Origin of the sequence: Enterobacter cloacae complex sp. 418I7, from assembly GCF_050030705.1 — a bacterium.
GTDB lineage: Bacteria > Pseudomonadota > Gammaproteobacteria > Enterobacterales > Enterobacteriaceae > Enterobacter > Enterobacter intestinihominis.
Genome location: NZ_JBLGUU010000001.1, coordinates 1,303,957 through 1,327,448, shown reverse-complemented (window position 1 = coordinate 1,327,448; position 23,492 = coordinate 1,303,957). Strand labels below are relative to the sequence as shown.

19 protein-coding genes are annotated in these 23,492 nt (G+C 55.3%); 13 read left to right on the top strand and 6 right to left on the bottom strand.

The genetic code is table 11. The features are described 5' to 3' along the window. Positions 1-60: 60 nt before the first annotated feature. From kdpF to potE, 9 genes are all read left to right on the top strand, one after another. Positions 61-150 carry a K(+)-transporting ATPase subunit F gene (gene kdpF, locus ACQG0S_RS06320; protein ID WP_003858638.1) on the top strand — a complete coding sequence of 30 codons (90 nt, stop codon included), beginning with the start codon at positions 61-63 and terminating at the stop codon, positions 148-150. Continuing rightward, positions 150-1,829: a potassium-transporting ATPase subunit KdpA gene (gene kdpA / locus ACQG0S_RS06315; RefSeq protein ID WP_048965910.1), complete on the top strand. Its 1,680-nt coding sequence runs from the start codon at positions 150-152 to the stop codon at positions 1,827-1,829. Before kdpF ends, kdpA begins: the two co-directional genes overlap by 1 nt. 18 nt (positions 1,830-1,847) lie before the next feature. Then, positions 1,848-3,896: a potassium-transporting ATPase subunit KdpB gene (gene kdpB, locus ACQG0S_RS06310; RefSeq protein ID WP_426750121.1), complete on the top strand. Its 2,049-nt coding sequence runs from the start codon at positions 1,848-1,850 to the stop codon at positions 3,894-3,896. A 12-nt stretch (positions 3,897-3,908) separates the two neighbouring features. Next, on the top strand, positions 3,909-4,484 hold the full coding sequence (gene kdpC, locus ACQG0S_RS06305) for a potassium-transporting ATPase subunit KdpC (protein ID WP_048965909.1): 576 nt from the start codon (positions 3,909-3,911) through the stop codon (positions 4,482-4,484). Further along, positions 4,485-7,172, top strand: a complete 2,688-nt coding sequence (gene kdpD, locus ACQG0S_RS06300; protein ID WP_048965908.1) for a two-component system sensor histidine kinase KdpD — start codon at positions 4,485-4,487, stop codon at positions 7,170-7,172. Further along, entirely contained in the window at positions 7,169-7,846 is a 678-nt protein-coding gene (kdpE, locus tag ACQG0S_RS06295; RefSeq protein ID WP_022647450.1) for a two-component system response regulator KdpE, read from the top strand. The genes kdpD and kdpE overlap by 4 nt, the downstream gene beginning before the upstream one ends. A gap of 278 nt (positions 7,847-8,124) precedes the next feature. Beyond that, positions 8,125-8,229: a leader peptide SpeFL gene (speFL, locus tag ACQG0S_RS06290; RefSeq protein WP_003858645.1), complete on the top strand. Its 105-nt coding sequence runs from the start codon at positions 8,125-8,127 to the stop codon at positions 8,227-8,229. Positions 8,230-8,484: 255 nt separating this feature from the next. Beyond that, positions 8,485-10,683, top strand: a complete 2,199-nt coding sequence (gene speF / locus ACQG0S_RS06285) for an ornithine decarboxylase SpeF (RefSeq protein WP_048965907.1) — start codon at positions 8,485-8,487, stop codon at positions 10,681-10,683. After that, positions 10,680-11,993: a putrescine-ornithine antiporter gene (potE, locus tag ACQG0S_RS06280; protein ID WP_022647448.1), complete on the top strand. Its 1,314-nt coding sequence runs from the start codon at positions 10,680-10,682 to the stop codon at positions 11,991-11,993. Before speF ends, potE begins: the two co-directional genes overlap by 4 nt. A 110-nt stretch (positions 11,994-12,103) precedes the next feature. Here potE and pgm read toward each other — a convergent pair whose 3' ends face one another. Both pgm and seqA read right to left on the bottom strand, forming a co-directional pair. After that, entirely contained in the window at positions 12,104-13,744 is a 1,641-nt protein-coding gene (gene pgm, locus ACQG0S_RS06275; RefSeq protein ID WP_022647447.1) for a phosphoglucomutase (alpha-D-glucose-1,6-bisphosphate-dependent), read from the bottom strand. Positions 13,745-13,768: 24 nt separating this feature from the next. Continuing rightward, positions 13,769-14,314 carry a replication initiation negative regulator SeqA gene (gene seqA, locus ACQG0S_RS06270; protein ID WP_003858650.1) on the bottom strand — a complete coding sequence of 182 codons (546 nt, stop codon included), beginning with the start codon at positions 14,312-14,314 and terminating at the stop codon, positions 13,769-13,771. Positions 14,315-14,497: 183 nt separating this feature from the next. Between seqA and ybfF the strand changes: the two genes are divergently transcribed. From ybfF to fur, 4 genes are all read left to right on the top strand, one after another. Then, positions 14,498-15,271: an esterase gene (ybfF, locus tag ACQG0S_RS06265; RefSeq protein WP_048965596.1), complete on the top strand. Its 774-nt coding sequence runs from the start codon at positions 14,498-14,500 to the stop codon at positions 15,269-15,271. A 128-nt stretch (positions 15,272-15,399) separates the two neighbouring features. Then, on the top strand, positions 15,400-15,687 hold the full coding sequence (gene ybfE / locus ACQG0S_RS06260) for a LexA regulated protein (RefSeq protein ID WP_003858652.1): 288 nt from the start codon (positions 15,400-15,402) through the stop codon (positions 15,685-15,687). 155 nt (positions 15,688-15,842) lie between these two features. Continuing rightward, positions 15,843-16,373 (top strand): flavodoxin FldA, encoded by a 531-nt coding sequence (gene fldA / locus ACQG0S_RS06255; protein WP_003858653.1) that lies wholly within the window; start codon positions 15,843-15,845, stop codon positions 16,371-16,373. Between the two features lie 291 nt (positions 16,374-16,664). Beyond that, on the top strand, positions 16,665-17,111 hold the full coding sequence (fur, locus tag ACQG0S_RS06250) for a ferric iron uptake transcriptional regulator (protein WP_003858655.1): 447 nt from the start codon (positions 16,665-16,667) through the stop codon (positions 17,109-17,111). A gap of 92 nt (positions 17,112-17,203) precedes the next feature. Here fur and chiQ read toward each other — a convergent pair whose 3' ends face one another. The 4 genes from chiQ to nagE all read right to left on the bottom strand — a co-directional run bounded on the left by chiQ (position 17,204) and on the right by nagE (position 23,209). Next, a complete protein-coding gene (gene chiQ / locus ACQG0S_RS06245) occupies positions 17,204-17,530 on the bottom strand; it encodes a ChiQ/YbfN family lipoprotein (protein ID WP_048965598.1) in 327 nt (108 codons plus the stop codon). Between the two features lie 47 nt (positions 17,531-17,577). Beyond that, positions 17,578-18,975 carry a chitoporin ChiP gene (chiP, locus tag ACQG0S_RS06240; protein ID WP_017694280.1) on the bottom strand — a complete coding sequence of 466 codons (1,398 nt, stop codon included), beginning with the start codon at positions 18,973-18,975 and terminating at the stop codon, positions 17,578-17,580. A gap of 447 nt (positions 18,976-19,422) precedes the next feature. Next, positions 19,423-21,090 (bottom strand): glutamine--tRNA ligase, encoded by a 1,668-nt coding sequence (gene glnS / locus ACQG0S_RS06235; protein WP_015571127.1) that lies wholly within the window; start codon positions 21,088-21,090, stop codon positions 19,423-19,425. Between the two features lie 169 nt (positions 21,091-21,259). After that, positions 21,260-23,209, bottom strand: a complete 1,950-nt coding sequence (gene nagE, locus ACQG0S_RS06230; protein ID WP_022647444.1) for a PTS N-acetyl glucosamine transporter subunit IIABC — start codon at positions 23,207-23,209, stop codon at positions 21,260-21,262. Between the last annotated feature and the right edge of the window lie 283 nt (positions 23,210-23,492).

The following is a 23,492-nucleotide window of genomic DNA, read 5'->3' as shown; positions in this document are numbered from 1 at the left end:
AATCTTTGCGCCACAAATCCTACCGTTTGTACAACAACAAAAGTCACCCGGAGGTGGAGTGTGAGTGCAGGTCTGATTGCCGGCATCGTGCTGGTGTTCCTGTTATTGGGTTATCTGATTTATGCCCTGATTAATGCGGAGGCATTCTGATGGCTGCTCAGGCGTTTTTGCTTATTGCCAGCTTTTTACTGCTGCTGTTTGTGCTCGCCAGGCCGCTGGGAACAGCGCTGGCGCGGCTGATAAACAACGTGCCACTGCCGGGTACGCGAAAAATTGAAAACGTGCTCTGGCGCATTTCAGGTACCAGCGACCGCGAAATGAGCTGGGGCCAGTACCTGATGGCGATACTGCTTCTGAATATCGTGGGGCTTATTGCCCTCTTTACGCTGCTCATGCTCCAGGGCAATTTGCCGTTGAATCCGCAGCAGTTACCAGGTTTATCCTGGCATCTGGCGCTGAACACGGCGGTCAGCTTTGTCACCAATACCAACTGGCAGTCTTACGCCGGTGAAACCACGCTCAGCTACTTCAGCCAGATGGCCGGGTTAACCGTGCAAAACTTTCTGTCTGCAGCCAGCGGTATCGCGGTGATCTTCGCCCTGACGCGCGCGTTTGCCCGTCAGAATGTCAGCACGCTCGGCAACGCGTGGGTTGATGTCACGCGCATCACCCTTTGGATCCTGGTGCCTGTTGCGCTGATTATTGCCCTGTTCTTTATACAGCAAGGCACTCTGCAAAACCTGCTGCCTTATACCCCTTACACCTCGCTTGAAGGGGGCAGGGAACTCCTGCCAATGGGGCCAGTGGCGTCGCAGGAAGCAATCAAGATGCTGGGCACCAACGGGGGCGGCTTCTTCAACGCCAACTCATCGCATCCGTTTGAAAACCCAACGGCATTAACCAATTTTGTACAGATGCTGGCGATCTTCCTGATCCCCGCCGCGCTCTGCTTCGCCTTTGGCGATGTGGTTAACGATCGCCGCCAGGGCCGTACGCTGCTGTGGGCCATGTCGTTAATCTTCGTGGTCTGCGTAGCACTGGTGATGTGGGCCGAATGGAACGGCAACAGCCACTTCATGCAGCTGGGGGCTAACAGCAATATCAACCTGGAAGGCAAAGAGAGCCGCTTCGGCATTCTTGCCAGCAGCCTCTATGCGGTGGTCACCACGGCGGCCTCCTGCGGGGCGGTGAACGCCATGCACGACTCTTTCACCGCGCTTGGCGGCATGATCCCGATGTGGCTGATGCAGATTGGCGAGGTAGTCTTCGGTGGGGTCGGTTCGGGGCTGTACGGCATGCTGTTGTTCGTTCTGCTCGCCGTGTTTATCGCCGGGCTGATGATCGGCCGCACGCCGGAATATCTCGGCAAAAAAATCGACGTCCGCGAAATGAAATTAACCGCGCTGGCAATCCTGGTCACCCCCGCCCTTGTGCTGCTCGGTACCGCGCTGGCGCTGATGACCGACGCCGGGCGCAGCGGCATCTTTAACCCGGGCATTCACGGCTTTAGCGAAGTGCTTTACGCCGTTTCGTCTGCCGCAAACAACAACGGCAGCGCCTTTGCAGGGTTAAGTGCCAACTCACCGTTCTGGAACTGTCTGCTGGCGTTCTGCATGTTCTTCGGTCGTTTCGGCGTGATTATTCCCGTCATGGCGATCGCCGGAACACTGGTGAATAAGAAGATCCAGCCGACCACTACCGGTACGTTACCGACTCACGGCGCGCTTTTCGTCGGCCTGCTGATTGGCACCGTTCTGCTGGTAGGTGCCCTGACCTTTATCCCCGCCCTCGCGTTAGGCCCGGTTGCGGAATATCTCTCTTTACGCTGATTTTGCGGAGAATTTGTCATGAGTCGTAAACAACTGGCCCTGCTCGAACCAACCTTAGTTCGTCAGGCCCTCATGGATGCGGTAAAAAAACTGAGCCCGCGAGTGCAGTGGCACAACCCGGTGATGTTTATTGTCTGGACTGGAAGTTTACTCACCACCGCACTGGCGATTGCCATGGGAACGGGACACCTTTCAGGAAATGCAACCTTTACCGGCGCCATCAGCCTGTGGCTGTGGTTTACCGTGCTGTTCGCCAACTTTGCCGAAGCGCTGGCGGAAGGCCGCAGTAAGGCGCAGGCCAGCAGTCTGAAAGGGGTCAAAAAAACCGCCTTTGCGCGCAAATTACGCGAACCTAAATACGGCGCGCAGATGGACCACGTTCCGGCGGATGAACTGCGCAAAGGTGACGTGGTGCTGGTGGAAGCCGGGGACATCATCCCCTGCGACGGGGAGGTAATTGAGGGCGGCGCGTCGGTAGACGAAAGCGCTATTACCGGGGAATCCGCGCCCGTGATTCGTGAGTCGGGCGGAGATTTCGCCTCAGTTACCGGCGGAACGCGCATTCTTTCCGACTGGCTGGTGATCCAGTGCAGCGTTAACCCGGGCGAAACCTTTCTCGACCGGATGATCGCCATGGTGGAAGGCGCACAACGTCGTAAAACGCCGAACGAGATCGCCCTGACCATTCTGCTGGTGGCGCTCACCATTGTGTTCCTGCTGGCAACGGCGACCCTGTGGCCCTTCTCTGCCTACGGCGGTACAGCGGTCAGCATCACCGTACTGATCGCCCTGCTGGTCTGTCTGATCCCCACCACTATCGGCGGCCTGCTTTCCGCGATTGGCGTGGCGGGGATGAGCCGTATGCTGGGCGCGAACGTCATCGCCACCAGCGGACGCGCCGTTGAAGCGGCGGGTGACGTAGACGTACTGCTGCTGGATAAAACCGGGACCATCACCCTGGGTAATCGTCAGGCCTCTGACTTTTTACCTGCTCCCGGCGTGGATGAAAAAACGCTGGCCGACGCGGCGCAGCTTTCTTCGCTGGCCGATGAGACGCCGGAAGGTCGCAGTATTGTGATCCTCGCCAAGCAGCGCTTTAACCTGCGCCAGCGCGACGTACAAAGCCTGCACGCCACGTTCGTGCCCTTTACGGCGCAAACACGGATGAGTGGAATTAACATTCAGGACCGAATGATCCGTAAAGGCTCCGTTGATGCCATCCGCCGTCATATTGAAGCCAATAATGGACATTTCCCGCCGGAAGTCGACCACCTGGTGGAAAGCGTAGCGCGTCAGGGGGCAACCCCGCTGGTGGTGGCGGAAGGTGCAAGCGTTCTGGGGGTTATCGCTCTGAAGGATATCGTTAAAGGCGGTATTAAAGAGCGTTTCGCCCAGATGCGTAAGATGGGCATTAAAACGGTGATGATCACCGGGGATAACCGTCTGACTGCGGCGGCCATTGCCGCCGAAGCGGGCGTGGATGATTTCCTTTCCGAAGCGACACCGGAAGCGAAGCTGGCACTCATTCGCCAGTATCAGGCGGAAGGTCGTCTGGTGGCGATGACCGGCGACGGCACCAACGACGCCCCGGCGCTGGCGCAGGCCGACGTGGCGGTGGCGATGAACTCCGGTACCCAGGCGGCAAAAGAGGCGGGCAACATGGTGGATCTCGACTCGAACCCGACCAAGCTGATCGAAGTGGTGCATATCGGGAAGCAGATGCTGATGACGCGCGGCTCGCTGACCACGTTCAGTATCGCCAACGACGTGGCGAAGTATTTCGCCATTATCCCGGCGGCCTTTGCGGCAACCTATCCGCAGCTGAATGCCCTGAATGTGATGCACCTGCACTCTCCAGCCTCGGCCATTTTGAGCGCGGTGATCTTCAACGCGCTGATTATTGTCTTTCTTATTCCTCTGGCGCTGAAAGGGGTGAGCTATAAGCCACTGACGGCCGCCGCCATGCTGCGCCGTAACCTGTGGATTTACGGTCTGGGTGGGCTGGTGGTGCCCTTTATTGGGATCAAGGTTATCGACATGTTGTTAACGCTGTTCGGGCTGGTTTAAAAGGTGAATCTCATGACGATGTTACGTCCCGCTATACTGTTGTTTATTCTGCTGTCTCTGATTACCGGCGGGCTTTACCCGCTGATGACAACCGCGCTGGGCCAGTGGTGGTTTGAGGACCAGGCCAACGGCTCGCTGATTATCCAGAACGGTGAAAACCGCGGCTCGCGTCTGATTGGGCAAAACTTTACGGACCCGCGCTACTTCCATGGACGCCCTTCCGCCACTGCGGAAAGCCCGTATAATCCAATGGCCTCCGGCGGCAGCAATCTGGCTGGCAGTAATCCTGACCTGGACAAAGCCGTTGCTGAACGCGTTGCCGCCCTGCGCGCCGCGAATCCGCAGGCCAGCCGTGAGGTGCCGGTTGAGCTGGTCACCGCCTCCGCGAGCGGGCTGGATTACAGCCTGACGCCGGACGCAGCGGCGTGGCAGATCCCACGCGTGGCCGCCGCCCGTCAGCTGACCGTCGAGCAGGTGAGCCAGCTGGTTGCAGAACATACGCAAAAGCCGCTGGTCAGCTTCATCGGCATGCCGGTAGTGAACATTGTTGAGCTGAATCTGGCGCTGGATGCGCTAAGGAAGAACTAAATGACCGATGAGCCCATGCGCCCGGATCCGGACAGGCTGCTTGAACAAACGGCTGAAGCCCACCGCGGCAAGCTGAAAATTTTCTTCGGCGCCTGCGCGGGCGTCGGGAAAACCTTCGCCATGCTGACGGAAGCACAGCGGCTTCGGGCGCAGGGGCTTGATATTCTCATCGGCGTGGTGGAAACCCACGGTCGCAAAGAGACGGCGGCGCTGCTGACGGGGCTGGCGACGCAGCCGCCCCAGCGTATCAGCCATCGCGGTCGGCTGGTGACGGAGTTCGATCTTGATGCCGCCCTCGCCCGCCGCCCCGCGCTGATCCTGATGGACGAACTGGCGCACAGCAACGCGCCTGGCTCACGCCACCCGAAGCGCTGGCAGGATGTTGAGGAGCTGCTTGAAGCCGGCATCAACGTCTTCACCACGGTGAATGTTCAGCATCTGGAAAGCCTGAACGACGTGGTAAGCGGGGTAACCGGTATCCAGGTGCGGGAAACCGTCCCCGATCCGTTTTTTGATTCTGCCGATGAAGTCGTACTGGTTGACCTGCCGCCTGACGATCTGCGCCAGCGCCTGCACGAAGGCAAGGTGTATATTGCCGGCCAGGCCGAACGCGCCATCGAACATTTTTTCCGCAAAGGAAACCTGATTGCCCTGCGCGAGCTGGCCCTGCGCCGCACCGCCGATCGCGTGGATGACCAGATGCGCGCCTGGCGAGACCTGCAGGGGCGGGAGCGCGTCTGGCACACGCGTGACGCCATTCTGTTATGCATTGGTCACGGCAGCGGCAATGAAAAACTGGTCCGCACCGCCGCCCGGCTTGCGGCGAAGTTTGGCAGCGTCTGGCACGCGGTGTATGTCGAAACGCCACAGCTTCACGGCCTGCCGGAAAATCAGCGTCGCGCCATTTTGAGCGCGCTGCGGCTGGCGCAGGAGCTGGGTGCCGAAACCGCAACCCTGTCCGATCCGCAAGAAGATAAAGCCATTCTGCGCTACGCGCGCGAGCATAACCTGGGCAAGATTGTCATTGGACGTCGCCAGCATCGCCGCTGGTTTAGCCGCGAATCTTTTGCCGACAGGCTGGCACGCCGCGCGCCGGATCTGGATTTAGTCATCGTCGCGCTGGATGACAAGCCCGCCCCCCTGCCCGGCCGTACGCCGGACGCACGCACCTTTGGCGATAAATGGCGCGTCCAGATCCGGGGCTGCCTCGTGGCCGTGGTCCTTTGCGCCCTGATTACGGTGATTGCCAGCCAGTGGCTAATCGCCTTCGATGCCGCCAATCTGGTCATGATTTATCTGCTGGGCGTCGTTGTGGTCGCGCTCTTTTATGGCCGCTGGCCGTCGGTGCTGGCAACGGTGATCAACGTCATCAGCTTCGACCTCTTTTTTATCGCTCCGCGCGGGACGCTTGCTGTCTCGGACGTGCAGTACATTCTGACCTTTGCCGTGATGCTTACCGTCGGGCTGGTGATCGGGAATCTGACGGCAGGCGTGCGCTACCAGGCACGCATTGCCCGCTATCGCGAGCAGCGCACCCGCCATCTGTATGAGATGTCAAAATCGCTGGCGGTCGGTCGCACGCAGCAGGATATCGTCCAGACCAGTGAGCAGTTTATCCGTTCGACCTTTCACGCCAGTAACCTGATTTTGCTCCCCGACGAGCAGGGGCGCCTTCGCCCGCTGACCTCCCCTTCGGGGATGACGCCCTGGGATGAAGCGATTGCCCGCTGGAGCTTTGATAAGGGTTTACCTGCCGGTGCCGGCACCGACACGCTGCCCGGGGTGCCTTACCAGATCCTGCCGCTGCGCAGCGCGGATAAAAATCACGGGCTGGTCATCGTCGAGCCGTCTAACCTGCGTCAGCTGATGATCCCCGAGCAGCAGCGCCTGCTGGAAACCTTCACCCTGCTGGTCGCCAGCGCCCTTGAACGGCTGGCGCTCACCGCCAGCGAAGAGCAGGCGCGGCTGGCAAGCGAGCGCGAAAGTATTCGCAATTCGCTGCTGGCAGCGCTGTCTCACGATTTGCGCACCCCGCTTACCGTGCTGTTTGGTCAGTCCGAAATTCTGACGCTGGATCTGGCGGCGGAAGGATCAAAACATGCGATGCAGGCCAGCGAAATTCGTCAGCACGTGCTAAATACCACGCGTCTGGTGAACAACCTGCTGGACATGGCGCGCATTCAGTCCGGCGGGTTTAACCTCAAAAAAGAGTGGCTCACCCTTGAGGAGGTTGTCGGCAGTGCGCTGAAGATGCTGGAGCCGGGTCTCGGCGGGCGCCATATCGAGCTGGACATGCCGGAACCCCTGACGTTAATCCATGTGGATGGCCCGCTGTTTGAGCGCGTGCTGATTAATCTGCTGGAAAACGCGGCTAAATACGCCGGGACAAAGGCCCGGCTGGGGATTGCTGCCAGGGTGGATAAACGTGTGCTGCGGCTCGATGTCTGGGATACCGGGCCGGGTATTCCGGCCGGCCAGGAGCGCGCCATATTCGAAAAATTTGCGCGCGGTAATAAGGAATCTGCCATTCCGGGCGTCGGGCTGGGGCTGGCGATCTGCCAGGCGATTGTTGACGTGCATGGCGGCACCATTTCCGCAGAGAACCGCCCGGAAGGTGGGGCACGCTTTTGTGTTACACTTCCTCTTGAAACCCCACCAGAACTTGATGAATTACCAGAGGATTTGTGATTAACGTTCTGATTGTTGAAGATGAGCTCGCTATCAGCCGATTTCTGCGTACCGCGCTGGAAGGCGACGGTTTGCGCGTTCATGAAGCCGGAACGCTTCAACGGGGGTTAATTGAAGCCGCCACCCGCAAGCCAGATCTGGTGATCCTGGATCTGGGACTCCCGGATGGCGACGGCATCGATTTTATTCGTGAGGTGCGTCAGTGGAGCCAGATGCCCATTCTGGTGCTCTCTGCCCGCACCGAAGAGACGGATAAAATCGCCGCGCTGGATGCCGGAGCGGATGATTATCTGATCAAACCGTTTGGCATTGGCGAGTTACAGGCCCGGCTTCGTGTGGCGCTGCGTCGACACAGTGCCACCACTCCTTCTGAACCGGTGTACGTCTTTGGCGATATCCGCGTCGATCTTGCCGCCCGCCGCATCGTGCGAGGGGAAGAAGAGATCCACCTTACGCCTATCGAGTTTCGTCTGCTGGCCGTGTTGCTCAGTAACCACGGAAAAGTGTTAACGCAGCGACAGCTGTTAAGCCAGGTCTGGGGACCGAATGCTGTCGAACATAGTCACTATTTACGCATTTATATGGGACACCTTCGCCAGAAACTTGAAGCCGATCCCGCGCGTCCTCGTCATTTATTAACAGAAACCGGTATCGGATATCGGTTTATGATCTGAATAAGTATTCACTTTATTTTTAAATAAAGAACACACCAGCCTGAATATAGGCATGAAAATAATGACGAGATTATTTTCATGCCTATATTCGCCCTCACTAAACATATTTAGAACACCAACTTAACACCAAACCAACAAAACAGCATTTTGATCTGCGTTATTCACTCATAACGACTAATTATTTCTGAAATGATCGGTTATTGGTGATCTGTTTCACAGTTAATCCCTTTTTCCTGGATAAAATGACCGTGCTTTCAATTACTGAAAGGAAAATGAACATGGAAAACAATAATCGTTTAATGCCCCATATAAGGCGGACAACACATATCATGATGTTTGCCCACCGAAACTGTTTTGACTTTCATCTCTTTAACGCCCGGTAGTCCTTCGACTTCTGGCGCATCTGCTTACAGGTTATCCTGAAAAACGCTATTTTACAGGCTGTTGCCTGTGAACACCTGCGCTCATTCCTTGTGATTCAGATTCTCCGCAACCGGGCGGACTGAATTCTACTCAGCAAAAAAGCAATTAACTGATTTCGTATCAGCGGACGCGCTTTGCTTTTTTTTCCGGAAAAAATCGATTTCTTTACCGCAAGAAGTCGAGGGACCCATATTGCCTGAAATAAAGAGATAAAGATGAAAACGTTAAAAATTGCCGTCAGCCGTGCCTGCCCTGAATGCTTTACCACTTCGCGGGAGATCGTGGATATCACCGCATCGGATTATATTGATGTGGCAGCCGTGGTTCTGGCCGTCAGTGATATTTTCAATGGCGCCATAGAAGAAATAGAAGCCACGGGATTCGGTATTCCGGTGTTTATTGCCACGCATAAAGAAGAAAGGGTTCCGGCTGAATTTTTGTCGCGTATTCACGGCGTTTTTGAGTACTCCTACACCAGCAATGCGTACTACGGACGCCAGCTTGAAGCGGCTGCGCAGAAGTACGAAACCCAGCTCCGTCCGCCGTTCTTCCGCGCGCTGGTCGATTACGTCCAGCAGGGGAACAGCGCGTTTGACTGCCCCGGACATCAGGGAGGCCAGTTCTTCCGCCGCCATCCGGCCGGAAACCAGTTTGTCGATTTCTTTGGCGAAACGCTTTTCCGCGCCGATCTGTGCAATGCCGACGTGGCAATGGGCGATCTGCTGATCCATGAAGGTGCGCCATGCATCGCCCAACAGCATGCGGCAAAAGTCTTTAATGCGGATAAAACCTACTTCGTGCTGAACGGCACCTCCTCTTCCAATAAGGTGGTGCTCAATGCCCTGCTCACGCCAGGCGATCTGGTGCTGTTCGATCGCAATAACCATAAATCTAATCACCACGGAGCACTGTTACAGGCGGGAGCGACGCCGGTGTATCTGGAAACAGCGCGCAACCCGTACGGGTTTATCGGCGGTATTGACGCACACTGTTTCGACGAGAGTTACCTGCGGGAACTGGTGTCAGAGGTCGCGCCTGGTCGCGCGCGGGATGAACGTCCCTTCCGTCTGGCGGTGATCCAGCTGGGCACCTACGACGGTACCATTTATAACGCCCGTCAGGTGGTGGATAAGATTGGTCACCTGTGCGATTACATCCTGTTTGACTCCGCCTGGGTGGGTTACGAGCAGTTTATCCCGATGATGGCCGACTGCTCGCCGCTGCTGCTGGAGCTGAACGAAAACGATCCGGGCATTCTGGTTACCCAGTCGGTGCATAAGCAGCAGGCGGGCTTCTCGCAAACCTCGCAAATCCATAAGAAGGACAGCCACATAAAAGGCCAGCCGCGCTATGTGCCGCATAAACGCCTCAACAACGCCTTTATGATGCACGCCTCCACCAGCCCGTTTTATCCGCTGTTTGCCGCCCTGGATATCAACGCCCGCATGCACGAGGGGCAAAGTGGGCGCAACATGTGGATGGACTGCGTGGTGACGGGTATTGAAGCGCGGAAACTGATCCTTCAGAACTGTCAGTTTATTCGCCCGTTCGTGCCGGAGACGGTGGATGGCCGTCCGTGGGAAAGCTGGGATACGGCGGAGATCGCCACCGATCTGCGCTTCTTCCATTTCGTTCCGGGCGAACGCTGGCACGCCTTTGAGGGATATGCCGAGCATCAGTATTTTATCGATCCCTGCAAACTGCTGCTGACCACGCCAGGCATCAACGCCCGCACCGGCGAGTATGATGATTTCGGCGTGCCCGCCACCATCCTCGCCAACTTCCTGCGTGAAAACGGCATCGTGCCGGAAAAATGCGACCTCAATTCCATTCTGTTCCTGCTCACCCCGGCGGAGGACATGGGCAAATTGCAGCAGCTCGTCGCCCAGCTGGTGCGCTTCGAAAAACTGCTCCAGAGCGATGTGCCGCTGAAAGAGGTTCTGCCCTCTCTTTATAAGCAACATCCGGAACGTTATGCGGATTATTCCCTGCGTCAGATTTGTCAGGAGATGCACGACCTCTACGCCCGCCATAACGTGAAGCAGTTGCAGAAAGAGATGTTCCGCAAGTCTCACTTCCCGCGCGTCATGATGAACCCGCAGGAGGCGAACTATGCCTATCTGCGCGGTGAGGTCGAGCTGGTGTCACTGCGCGACGCGGAAGGCCGTATCGCCGCGGAAGGCGCGCTGCCTTACCCACCGGGGGTGTTGTGCGTGGTTCCGGGGGAAGTCTGGGGCGGTTCCGTGCTGCGCTATTTCGCCGCGCTGGAAGACGGGATCAATCTGCTGCCGGGCTTCGCGCCGGAGTTACAGGGGGTTTACGTCGAGGAGTGTGACGGGCGCAAACAGGTGCGCTGCTACGTCATTAAACAACCCACCGCTCAGCCGTCTCTGCTGAAAGGAGAAAAATTATGAGTAAGTCCAACAAGATGGGCGTGGTACAACTCACTATCCTCACCATGGTGAATATGATGGGGTCCGGGATCATCATGCTGCCCACTAAGCTCGCTGAAGTGGGGACGATTTCGATTATCTCCTGGCTGGTAACGGCAGTCGGCTCAATGGCGCTGGCGTGGGCGTTTGCCAAGTGCGGGATGTTCAGCCGTAAGTCTGGCGGCATGGGCGGCTATGCCGAATATGCGTTTGGTAAGTCCGGTAACTTTATGGCCAACTATACCTACGGCGTGTCGCTGCTGATCGCCAACGTGGCGATTGCCATTTCCGCTGTCGGTTACGGTACGGAGCTGTTTGGCGCGACGCTGACCCCGGTGCAGATTGGGCTGGCGACCATCGGCGTGCTGTGGATCTGCACCGTCGCCAACTTTGGCGGCGCGCGCATCACCGGACAACTCAGCAGCATCACCGTCTGGGGCGTGATCATTCCGGTTGTCGGTCTGTGCATCATCGGTTGGTTCTGGTTCAGCCCGACGCTGTACGCCAATTCCTGGAACCCGCATCACGTACCGTTCTTCACCGCCGTGGGATCATCCATCGCCATGACGCTATGGGCTTTCCTCGGTCTCGAGTCAGCCTGTGCGAATGCGGAAGTGGTGGAAAACCCGGAAAAGAACGTGCCGATCGCGGTACTCGGCGGGACGCTGGGGGCGGCGGTGATCTATATCGTCTCAACCAACGTGATTGCGGGAATTGTGCCCAACATGGATCTCGCTAACTCCACGGCGCCGTTCGGGCTGGCGTTTGCGCAGATGTTTACGCCAGAGGTAGGGAAAGTGATCATGGGACTGATGGTGATGTCCTGCTGCGGCTCGCTGCTGGGCTGGCAGTTCACCATCGCCCAGGTATTCAAATCCTCCGCTGACGAAGGTTATTTCCCGAAAATCTTCTCCCGCGTCACCAAAGCGGATGCGCCGGTACAGGGTATGCTGGCGATTGTGATTTTCCAGAGCGGTTTGTCGCTGATGACCATCAGCCCGTCACTGAACAGCCAGTTTAATGTACTGGTCAACCTGGCGGTGGTGACGAACATCATTCCGTACATTCTGTCGATGGCGGCACTGGTAATTATTCAGAAGGTGGCGAAGGTGGATCCGCGCAAAGCCCGGGCGGCCAATATCGTGGCGCTGATTGGGGCGATTTACAGCTTCTATGCGCTCTACTCGTCCGGTCAGGAGGCGATGCTGTATGGCGCGATGGTGACCTTTATGGGCTGGACGCTGTACGGTCTGGTATCGCCGAGATTTGAACTGAAGAATAAGCATAGTTAAAAAAGAAGCCCGGTGGCGCTAACGCTTACCGGGCCTACGAGATCAATGTTTTCTCCCTCTCCCTGTGGGAGAGGGCCGGGGTGAGGGCATCAGCCCGCACCAGACACCATTTACGCGTTTTTCAGCACTTCGCTGACAATCTCTACCGCTTCTTTCTCAATCTGCTGGCGGTGCTCAGCGCCGAGGAAGCTTTCGCAATAGATTTTGTACGCATCTTCCGTACCGGATGGACGCGCGGCGAACCAGCCGTTTTCGGTCATCACTTTCAGGCCGCCGATGGATGCGCCGTTACCCGGTGCTGCCGTCAGACGCGCGGTGATCGGATCGCCCGCCAGGGTGCTGGCGCTGACCATCTCCGGAGAGAGTTTGGACAGAGCGGCTTTCTGAGCAGAGGTCGCGCCAGCCTGAATACGGTTATAGCTTGGCGCACCAAAGCGTCCTGCCAGGTCGTTGTAATGTTCCTGCGGGTTCTTACCGGTAACCGCGGTGATTTCCGCCGCCAGCAGGCACATGATGATGCCGTCTTTATCGGTTGACCATGGGGTGCCGTCGAAGCGCAGGAAGGATGCCCCCGCGCTCTCTTCACCACCAAAGCCGAAGCTGCCGTCGTGCAGACCGTCAACAAACCACTTGAAGCCCACCGGCACTTCCACCAGCTTGCGGCCCAGCGCATCGACCACACGGTCAATCATGGCAGAAGAGACCAGCGTTTTACCCACCGCAACCTCTTTGCCCCACTGCGGACGGTGCTGGAAGAGATAGTTAATCGCAACAGCCAGGTAGTGGTTCGGGTTCATCAGCCCAGCCGGGGTGACGATACCGTGACGGTCGTAGTCCGGGTCGTTGGCAAACGCCAGATCGAACTTGTCGCGCAGCGCCAGCAGGCCCGCCATCGCGCATTCGGAGGAGCAGTCCATACGGATCGCGCCGTCTTTGTCCAGGTGCATAAAGCGGAAGGTCTGATCGACGTGATCGTTCACGATGGTCAGATCCAGCTTGTAGTGCTCGGCAATGCGTTTCCAGTATTCAATACCGGAGCCGCCCAGCGGATCCACGCCCAGCTTCAGACCGGCTTTCTGGATAGCGGCCATATCGACGATATCCGCCAGCCCTTCCACGAACGGCTGCACCAGATCCTGCTCTTTCACGTGGCCGGACGCCATGGCTTCATCCAGCGAGATGCGCTTCACGCCGTTCAGACCGTTAGCCAGTAACGCGTTGGCGCGATCTTCCACCACTTTCGTGACGTTGGTATCCGCCGGGCCACCGTTAGGTGGGTTGTACTTGATGCCGCCATCTTCCGGTGGGTTGTGGGACGGGGTGATCACAATACCGTCCGCCTGCGCGCCACCTTTTTTGTTATGTACCAGAATAGCGTTAGAAACCGCAGGCGTTGGCGTGAAACCGTTGTTCTCCTGAACAATCACGTCTACGCCGTTTGCCGCCAGTACTTCCAGCACGGAGATAAAGGCAGGTTCAGACAGGGCGTGGGTATCTTTCCCAACATAGCACGGACCGGTGACGCCATTTTTGGCGCGCTCTTCCGCGATGGCCTGAGCAATGGCCAGAATGTGCGGTTCGTTAAAGCTGTGGCGCGCCGCGCTGCCGCGGTGGCCAGATGTACCAAACTTCACTGCGTGTTCTGCGTTGCCCACCACCGGCTTCAGCACGTAGTACTGCGCGGTCAGTTGAGCGACGTTAATCAAATCGCGTTGTTGTGCAGGTTGTCCTGCACGGCTGTGATTTGCCATTGCCTGGTCCTTCTGATGCAAGGGTTAAATTGTACCGCAAACCTTTTCGATCAATTCCGCCGGGAACTGCATGGACTGCATGATATGTTCGATCATGCTGCACTTGCGGCCCGTATTGGTATTGGTGATCACCCAGTATGGCGTACCGGGAACATGTTTGGGTTTGGTTTGGTTGCCATTTTGCAGCAGGGTCTGCTCGTCACCTGCGAAGTAAACGCGCGTGCGACCGTGCAGCGACTCTGTCGCTTCTGCAAATGCGTTGTTATCCAGTGAGTAAAGTGTAGACAGCACCAGCATAAAGCGGTTAACCGCCTTTTTCTGCTCTGCATATTCATCGGACAGCAGCAGCTCGCGCATCGCGCGCACTTTGTCTTTTGCCGGCATGACGGCAGGTTTTACTTGTGCAACAACGCTCGGCTGAGACACAACATCTTTAGTGACAGGAGTGGGCTGTGAGGCGGCGGAAATTTTAAGCATGCGCCGTAAAATGTCGGACGCGCTCTCCCCAATATGCCGCGTCTGGCTGGCAATATACTGATAGAGTTCGTCATCAACTTCGATTGTTTTCATCTTAATCCAGTGCGATATCTTATCTGAATACAAGTCGTTGAGATTATAAGGTCTAATCCCAACAGCGGATAGCGTCAAACCAGGTTGGCGGCAAAAGTCAGATTAAACTGGATCCTTGCCCCCGGGCGGCAGAATGGTCAACATGATACCCTAACCTGACAAACCTAAAAAAAGAACTTTGCCATGAAATTGAATACCCGAGCGCAAACTGCACAATCGCCGAACAATAATTCTCCCATCGTACTGGTTCACGGCCTGTTTGGTAGTCTGGATAACCTGGGCGTGCTGGCGCGCGATTTAGTGACCGATCACGAGATCCTCCAGGTTGATATGCGCAATCACGGTCTTTCAGGGCGCTCTGAGGAGATGACCTACGCAGCCATGGCGCAGGATCTGCGGGACACCCTCGATGCGAATAATATCCAGAAAGCGACGCTCATCGGGCATTCAATGGGCGGTAAAGCGGTGATGGCGCTTACAGCGCTGGCCCCTGAGCGAATTTCCGGTCTGGTGGTCATTGACGTTGCGCCCGTCAATTACGACGTTCGCCGTCACGATGAGATTTTCGCTGCGATCAATGCCGTGACAGAGTCAGGCGTCTCCACACGCCAGCAGGCGGCAGCCGTTATGCGCGAGCATCTCGATGAAGAAGGCGTGGTCCAGTTCCTGCTGAAATCCTTTGTTGACGGACAATGGCGCTTTAACGTCCCGGTACTGTGGGATCAGTATTCGCATATTGTGGGGTGGGAAAATGTCCCCGCCTGGCCGCACCCTACCCTCTTTATTCGCGGCGGCAACTCCCCTTACGTCACTGACGCGTACCGTGACACGCTGCTGGCGCAATTTCCGCAGGCTCGCGCTCACGTCATCGCCGGTGCCGGGCACTGGGTCCACGCGGAAAGACCGGATGCGGTCTTGCGCGCCATTCGCCGCTATCTTACTGATACAGCGAATTGATTAAAAAGCCAGCGACCGGAAGACGACGGGCTTCCAGTCGTTGGCGTGTGGATATGGGTGATGTATGATGGCGCGCTTATCGCCCGGGCATTAGCAGGGCGGCGTGTTTCCCCCGAAGTCTCAGAATCATGGCCAAAGAACAAACGGACCGTACGACACTAGATCTGTTCGCGAATGAGCGTCGACCGGGACGACCGAAAACGAATCCGCTTTCGCGCGATGAACAGCTGCGTATCAATAAACGCAACCAGCTTAAACGCGATAAAAATCGTGGGCTTAAGCGTGTCGAACTCAAGCTGAATGCCGATGCCGTCGATGCGCTTAACGAGTTAGCTGACGCGCGCAACATCAGCCGCAGCGAACTGATCGAAGAGATGCTGATCGCCCAGCTTGAGACGTTACGCGGCAAGGCGTGAGTCAGAAAATCCCCAATATTACCTTTTTCATGTAGCACAGAGTGCAGTCCTGCGTGATAGCTGTTTCCGCAGGGTTGCCTGTTCTGCTATTATTGCCCTTATCCGTGGACAATTTGCGCCACCATACCATTAAGTTTCAAGAGGTTATTTTACTCATGGCAATCATCGGCATTTTCTTTGGCAGTGATACCGGCAATACAGAAAATATCGCAAAAAACATTCAAAAACAGCTCGGTAAAGACGTTGCTGATGTGCATGACATCGCCAAGAGCAGCAAAGAAGATCTCGAGGGCTATGACATCCTGCTGCTGGGCATCCCGACCTGGTACTACGGTGAAGCACAGTGTGACTGGGACGATTTCTTCCCGACGCTGGAAGAAGTCGACTTCAACGGCAAGCTGGTTGCCCTGTTTGGCTGTGGCGATCAGGAAGACTACGCTGAGTATTTCTGTGATGCGCTGGGCACTATTCGCGACATCATTGAGCCGCGCGGTGCGGCGATCGTTGGTCACTGGCCAACAGCGGGTTACCACTTCGAAGCTTCCAAAGGTCTGGCAGATGACGATCACTTCGTTGGCCTTGCCATTGATGAAGACCGTCAGCCAGAGCTGACCGCAGAGCGTGTAGAAAAATGGGTTAAGCAGGTTCGTGAAGAGCTGAACCTGGACGATATCCTTAACGCCTGATATCCCTGCGGCGCAACTCCGGTTGCGCCCGTTGTCCAGGTAAAACCGATTAAATTAATTGCTACAAACTTTTAACTTTTTCGTCCAGACCTGTACAATATCCCCCTGGTAAAAAGTGGGTGCCATCGAACAAGTTTGTTGGTGATACCACGTTTTTATAAGCATACTTTGCTTGAGACTTGCAGTTTTCATTTAGCCATGGCAGTTCTATAATGAGACGCATTATCCCAAGTGCATTTTCTGTCACTTCTTCTTTTGAAGTGAATCGTTTAGCAACAGGACAGATTCCGCATGACTGACAACAATACCGCATTAAAGAAAGCTGGCCTGAAAGTAACGCTTCCTCGGTTAAAAATCCTTGAAGTGCTTCAGGGGCCAGACAATCACCATGTCAGTGCGGAAGACCTTTATAAGCGTCTTATCGATATGGGTGAAGAGATTGGGCTGGCAACCGTCTATCGTGTGCTGAACCAGTTTGATGACGCGGGCATTGTTACTCGTCATAATTTCGAAGGCGGTAAATCCGTGTTCGAGCTGACTCAGCAACACCACCACGATCACCTGATCTGCCTCGACTGTGGCAAGGTCATTGAATTTAGCGATGATTCCATTGAATCACGCCAGCGTGAAATCGCCGCCCGTCATGGCATCCGCCTGACCAACCACAGCCTGTACCTGTACGGTCACTGTGCTGAAGGGGATTGCCGCGAAAATGAACATGCGCACGACGCAAAATAAGTCAGTGTTCATACTCTGAGCCAGCCGTGAGGTTGGCTTTTTTTTGCCTGGAAAAAGCCCGGTAAGCGCAGCGCCACCGGGCGTAAAGCAACTTATTTATTGTTATTGCGAATCTCGTCCCAAATCTTATCGCAACGCTTCGCCACTTCCTGATCGTTACCGGTTTTACGCGCCTGAATACAGGCCTGGTAATCCATCACGCGAACGTTTTCCTGCGTGGCGAATTGCTCATGGGCTTTGTCTTTTTTTAGCTCGTTCAGCACGCTTTGACAGGCTTCAATCTTCTCAGGTGAACCTTGTGCGGTATTGATGCACGCGCTATACGCCTCTTTCAGACGGGAGTCTTCTTTCGGCGCCTGATCCTGCGCGCACGCCACCAGCCCGAATGCCAGCAGCGCAACGAATACCCTTTTTTTCATCATGTTCAGTCTCCATAACGGCGGGACACAGCCCGCCACAACATTCATCAGAAGATGGTAAATGGCGCAATGACCATGAATTTCACGTCGCGCTCATCCTGGAAGATGTTGCCGTAACCGCCCGCGTAGCTCGGGATATCGGAGTGGTTGTCATACTGGGTGAAGTGCAGTTTGAACATCGTGCCTTTCGCACGACCCTCCTGCAGGGTATAAATCGCATCCAGACTGTATGAAGACTCTTTCAGACGGTAGTTCGGATCGTAGTAGGCGTCTGGCGTAGCCATATCCGCTGGCTTCGCGTCCCAGGCGTACGCGTAGGACGCACCCACTGCCCAGCCAGGCAGGTTCCAGTTCTTCAGGTCATACATTGCGCCGAAGAAGACCGCCTTTTCGCCGTCGGCGTTGAAGTCAGAGCGGTTATCCCACCAGATATCCAGACGACCATTGGAAGAGGCGTAGGTTGGCGTCATACGTTGCAGGAAGTAGCCCTGCTGCCCTTCTGCCTTCACCCATGTACCCTCCAGACGCAAATCAACCTGACCCACTTTGTAGCCGAAGGTCAGCGCCTGTAACCACGCGGTGCCGTCATAAATATCATTTACGCTGCCATCGCTGACCTTGTCGCGCGTACCGTAGAACTGATAGCTGGTGCTCAGCGGGCTACCTGCGATATCAAATTTGTAGCTGGCTTTAGCAAAGTACTGATCGATATAGCCTTCTGCCTGACCAAAAGCCGCTTCCAGCACCAGATCGTTTTTGAAGTCGTACTTCGCCCCCAGCGAGTGGAGATAATCAACTTTGGTTTTTTTATCGTTTTGATAGAACTTGTCCATCTCAATGTGCCACGGCGCTTTGTACTCGTTGGTCCACATATAGGAGAAGCTCAACGCCCCCGCATCGCCGTAGTCAAAATTAGCACCGGCTTCCGCGCCCTGATAGGTACCTGGCATAAAGCTCCAGTGCGGCGCTAACAGCGTCTGACCGGTTGGCTGGATATAACCACCACGCGCCCAGACCGGGCCATATTTGAATTTTGCAGCCGCTTTATACAGGCTGATTCCGCTTTTATCGCCGGACCAGTCTTCGTCGTAAGCTTTATTGCTGGAGGAGAACGCAATTTCGTTCGGATGGCCGCTGTCGCCATTTTCGGCCATTTCAATTGCGGTGAACGCTGCAATATCGATCCCGAACATATCGGCGGCATATCCCGACTGGAAATCCAGGTTGGCGTTCCAGGTCGAGTGAGAGAGGTTAGTTTTGTATTTATCTTCAGTGACGTCTTTACGGTCACGCTCACGTTGCCAGTAATAAATACCGCCCGTAAGGGTGGAATCTTCAATGAAACCTGCTGCTTTTGCCTCTGGCGCAACCACCAGGCCCGACATTGCTGTCACACCGGCGATAGCCAGCGCCAGCGCACTACGTTTGCCACTGAACGTACGCATAGATTATTCCTCTTTGACGAATTAAAACGCCTTAAACGGCGAAAAACAGAAAAGACCAAATGGTCAGGGGTAGTCAGAAATACCCTCGAATTAACTACCGTCTTTAGGTTATTTTTCGCGACGCGAATTATCAATGCTTTTAATCAGGCAAAAGTCAGGATTATGACGAAGAGCACATATTTCGTAGTGCTTTGTAACATTTACCGTGAAGCGAGTACTGGCGGGGGAATACGCTAATTTTCAGTAAGTAACATTGAGATTGAGAATATATTTTTCAGCGTTTCTGTTTTTGGAAAACAACAAATTTTTTTTAAATAAAATAAGTAGCACCACATTGACCTGGAATGTGGGCTTTAAAAGATTATCCCGATGCTTAACGACATGATCGTTAAATAAAAAAACGCCGCATTACGCGGCGTTTGTTTCTCATTGACCAGAGCAGCGTTATTATTCGCCGATCTTAGTCCAGGTATCACGCAGACCCACGGTACGGTTAAATACCGGTTTTTCTGCCGTGCTGTAACGACTGTCCAGGCAGAAATAACCCTCACGTTCGAACTGGAACGCTTTACCGGCTTCAGCGGCTTTCAGAGACGGCTCGGCATACCCCTGCTTGATAATCAGCGACTCAGGGTTAATAACCGCCAGGAAGTCTTCCGCTGCGCCTGGGTTAGGCACGCTGAACAGACGGTCGTAGAGACGGATCTCAACCGGCAGCGCATGCTGCGCGCTCACCCAGTGGATTACGCCTTTCACTTTACGGCCATCCGCCGGATCTTTGCTCAGCGTCTCTGCGTCGTACGTACAGAAGATGGTCGTGATGTTACCTTCCGCATCTTTCTCTACGCGCTCGGCTTTGATTACATAGGCGTTACGCAGACGTACTTCTTTGCCCAGCACCAGACGCTTGTACTGCTTGTTCGCTTCTTCGCGGAAGTCGGCACGATCGATCCAGATTTCACCGCTGAACGGCACGTCGCGGGTGCCCATTTCCGGTTTGTTCGGATGGTTAGGCATAGAGACCAGTTCGCTCCCGCCCTGCGGATAGTTTTCGATAACCAGTTTCACTGGATCGATCACCGCCATCGCGCGCGGCGCGTTTTCGTTCAGGTCTTCACGAATGCAGGATTCCAGAGACGCCATTTCGATGGTGTTGTCCTGCTTGGTGACGCCGATACGTTTGCAGAACTCACGAATGGAGGCGGAGGTGTAGCCACGACGACGCAGGCCAGAGATGGTCGGCATACGTGGGTCGTCCCAGCCTTCAACGTGCTTGTCAGTGACCAGCAGGTTCAGCTTACGCTTGGACATCACGGTGTATTCCAGGTTCAGACGAGAGAACTCGTACTGACGCGGATGCACAGGAATGGTGATGTTATCCAGCACCCAGTCGTACAGACGACGGTTGTCCTGGAATTCCAGCGTGCACAGAGAGTGCGTAATGCCTTCCAGCGCATCGCTGATGCAGTGGGTGAAGTCGTACATCGGGTAGATGCACCACTTGTTACCGGTCTGGTGGTGTTCTGCGAACTTAATGCGGTACAGCACCGGATCGCGCATCACGATGAACGGAGACGCCATATCGATTTTGGCACGCAGACACGCTTTACCTTCTTCAAAGCCACCGGCACGCATTTTTTCAAACAGCGCCAGGTTCTCTTCCACGCTACGATCGCGGAACGGACTGTTCTTACCGGGCTGAGTCAGCGTACCGCGGTATTCACGGATTTCGTCAGCAGAGAGCTCATCGACGTATGCCAGACCCTTGTTAATCAGTTCAACCGCATAGGCATACAGCTGATCGAAATAGTCTGAGGAGTAGCAGATATCGCCTGACCAGTTGAAGCCCAGCCATTGCACGTCGTTTTTAATCGACTCAACGTATTCGATGTCTTCTTTTACTGGGTTGGTGTCATCGAAACGCAGGTTGCACTGCCCCTGGTAGTCTTGCGCAATACCAAAGTTCAGGCAGATCGATTTGGCGTGACCAATGTGCAGGTAGCCATTTGGCTCCGGCGGGAAACGCGTGTGGACTGTGGTGTGCTTACCACTGGCCAGATCTTCATCGATGATCTGACGAATAAAGTTACTCGGGCGGGCTTCTGCCTCACTCATCGTGGATTCCTCAAAGCGTAAACAACGTATAACGGCATATGATCTTATAAGCCGGACGTAGTGACAACCCTTAAAACGTCCCGGAAGAAAATAATGGGGGCAATTGCTGCAAAAAAAAGCGGCGGAGGATATCCCCCGCCGCTAAAGGCATAACTCTACTCAGGAGCGATTACTTGCCTTTAATCTCATACAGTGGCGTTTGGCCTGCAACTACCTGCCCCTGCGCCTGGATCACCAGACCGCTGAAGTCGTCGATGTTGCTGCACACTACCGGGCTTATCATGGAGCGCGCGTTGGCGTTCAGGAACTCCAGATCCATTTCCAGAATCGGCTGGCCTGCCGCCACTTCAGCGCCCTCTTCCACCAGGCGAGTAAAGCCCTGACCGTTCAGCGCAACGGTATCGATACCCATATGGACAACGATCTCCGCGCCTTTTTCCGTTTCCAGGCAGAACGCGTGGTTGGTGTTGAAGATTTTCACGATAGTACCGGCTGCCGGAGAGACCACGGTTTTGTCCGTTGGTTTCACCGCCACGCCATCACCGACCGCTTTGCTGGCGAACGCTTCGTCAGGCACCTGCTCAAGCGCAACAACGTCACCTGTCACCGGAGAAACCAGCGCAGCGATGGTCACCGCATTTGGCACAGCCTGCGGTTTTGCAACCGGCGCGTCAGCTACTGGCGCGTTATCCGTTGAGGCGGCAGCGACCGGCCCACGGGCAACCACTTTTTTCATTTCATCGCCGATAGATTCGGCTTTCGCACCCACGATAACCTGGATGGTTTGTTTGTTCAGCTTCACCACACCAGACGCACCAAGGCGTTTGCACATTGCATCGCTCACGCGCGCGGAGTCGCCCACGGTCAGACGCAGACGGGTAATACAGGCATCGATCGCTTTCAGGTTGTCGGTGCCACCCACAGCGGCAATATAGCTGGTTGCCAGCTGGGTTAAACCCTCTTCGGTATTGCTGTTGGCTTCACTGGTCACAACATCATCTTTCGTATCTTCGCGGCCCGGCGTCTTCAGGTTAAACATACGAATAACCGCGCTGAACAGAACGAAGTAGATAACGAAGAAGATCAGGCCCATCACCACCAGCATCCAGACGTTGCTGCTTGCCGCTGGCAGGTTGTACATCAACACATAGTCGATAGCGCCTGCGGAGAAGGAGAAGCCTGCATGGATACCCAGAAGGGTGGCAACGAACAGGCTGATACCGGTCAGGATCGCGTGCATCAGATACAGCAGCGGAGCCAGGAACATGAACAGGAATTCCAGTGGCTCGGTCACGCCGGTCAGGAAGGCGGTGATCGCAACGGACAGCAGCATCCCGCCAACCATTGGGCGACGCGCTTTCGGCGCAGCCAGGTACATTGCCAGCGCGGCGCCAGGCAGACCAAACATCATGATTGGGAAGAAGCCGGACATGAACATGCCCGCGGTGCCGTCACCTGCGTAGAAGCGGTTGATATCACCGTGGAATACCGCGCCAGCCGCGTTGGTGAACTCACCAATCTGGAACCAGGCGATGGTGTTCAGTACCTGATGCAGACCGGTTGGGATCAGCAGACGGTTAATGAAACCGAAGATGCCCGCGCCCATTGCGCCCGCAGACACGATCCACTCGCCACCCGCATGGATAGCATGCTGAACCGGTGGCCAAACGTAGCCAAAGATGGCGGCGAGGATCAGACAGAAAAAGCCCGTCGCAATCGGCACAAAACGTTTACCGCCGAAGAAGCTCAGGAAGTCAGGCAGTTTGATACCCGCCCAGCGGTTGTACACGGCGCCACCGACCAGACCGGTAATGATACCCGCCAGTACACCCATGTTGATTTCCGGGTTGATGGTTACCATCGCTTTCGTGAGGATGAAGTAACCTACCGCCCCTGCCAGTGCCGCAGCACCGGCGCTGTCTTTTGACCAGCTTGACGCCACGCCGATGGCGAAAATCAGCGCAAGGTTGTCAAAAATGGCGCCGCCTGCCTGGGCAATAAACGGCACATTAAGAAGATCGGGTTGCCCGAATCGCAGCAGCAATGCTGCAACCGGTAGCACGGCGATAGGGAGCTGCAAAGCCCTACCGAGGCGCTGGAAAAAACCTAAAATATTCATCCTATTCCCCCTACGAGACCCTTTGTTAAGACTCGCGCATAAACTATGTTTTTATTGTGTCACGAACGATAGATACTGTTGATGATTCACTGGCAGTGTGAGTGTGTGAAAAATTAATTCGTATCGCAAATTAAACACCTATTTTTTGTGATTATTGTCACCAAATATCGTATTAAACCCTCCCTTTCACTGGCTAACCACGAAAACTTATTTTATCATTCAAAAAATCAAGACGGATTGATCCGGCCTGAAAGGTTCCAGGTTACGCTTAGTTCAGGTTGCA

What these genes read in the sequence shown, in the direction of transcription:
- kdpC (WP_048965909.1), top strand. Translation starts at nt 3,909, where the DNA reads ATGACGATGTTACGTCCCGCTATACTGTTGTTTATTCTGCTGTCTCTG.
- seqA (WP_003858650.1), bottom strand. Translation starts at nt 14,314, where the DNA reads ATGAAAACAATCGAAGTTGATGACGAACTCTATCAGTATATTGCCAGC.
- nagE (WP_022647444.1), bottom strand. Translation starts at nt 23,209, where the DNA reads ATGAATATTTTAGGTTTTTTCCAGCGCCTCGGTAGGGCTTTGCAGCTC.
- kdpB (WP_426750121.1), top strand. Translation starts at nt 1,848, where the DNA reads ATGAGTCGTAAACAACTGGCCCTGCTCGAACCAACCTTAGTTCGTCAG.
- glnS (WP_015571127.1), bottom strand. Translation starts at nt 21,090, where the DNA reads ATGAGTGAGGCAGAAGCCCGCCCGAGTAACTTTATTCGTCAGATCATC.
- chiP (WP_017694280.1), bottom strand. Translation starts at nt 18,975, where the DNA reads ATGCGTACGTTCAGTGGCAAACGTAGTGCGCTGGCGCTGGCTATCGCC.
- fur (WP_003858655.1), top strand. Translation starts at nt 16,665, where the DNA reads ATGACTGACAACAATACCGCATTAAAGAAAGCTGGCCTGAAAGTAACG.
- ybfF (WP_048965596.1), top strand. Translation starts at nt 14,498, where the DNA reads ATGAAATTGAATACCCGAGCGCAAACTGCACAATCGCCGAACAATAAT.
- fldA (WP_003858653.1), top strand. Translation starts at nt 15,843, where the DNA reads ATGGCAATCATCGGCATTTTCTTTGGCAGTGATACCGGCAATACAGAA.
- speFL (WP_003858645.1), top strand. Translation starts at nt 8,125, where the DNA reads ATGGAAAACAATAATCGTTTAATGCCCCATATAAGGCGGACAACACAT.
- potE (WP_022647448.1), top strand. Translation starts at nt 10,680, where the DNA reads ATGAGTAAGTCCAACAAGATGGGCGTGGTACAACTCACTATCCTCACC.
- kdpA (WP_048965910.1), top strand. Translation starts at nt 150, where the DNA reads ATGGCTGCTCAGGCGTTTTTGCTTATTGCCAGCTTTTTACTGCTGCTG.
- kdpD (WP_048965908.1), top strand. Translation starts at nt 4,485, where the DNA reads ATGACCGATGAGCCCATGCGCCCGGATCCGGACAGGCTGCTTGAACAA.
- ybfE (WP_003858652.1), top strand. Translation starts at nt 15,400, where the DNA reads ATGGCCAAAGAACAAACGGACCGTACGACACTAGATCTGTTCGCGAAT.
- pgm (WP_022647447.1), bottom strand. Translation starts at nt 13,744, where the DNA reads ATGGCAAATCACAGCCGTGCAGGACAACCTGCACAACAACGCGATTTG.
- speF (WP_048965907.1), top strand. Translation starts at nt 8,485, where the DNA reads ATGAAAACGTTAAAAATTGCCGTCAGCCGTGCCTGCCCTGAATGCTTT.
- chiQ (WP_048965598.1), bottom strand. Translation starts at nt 17,530, where the DNA reads ATGAAAAAAAGGGTATTCGTTGCGCTGCTGGCATTCGGGCTGGTGGCG.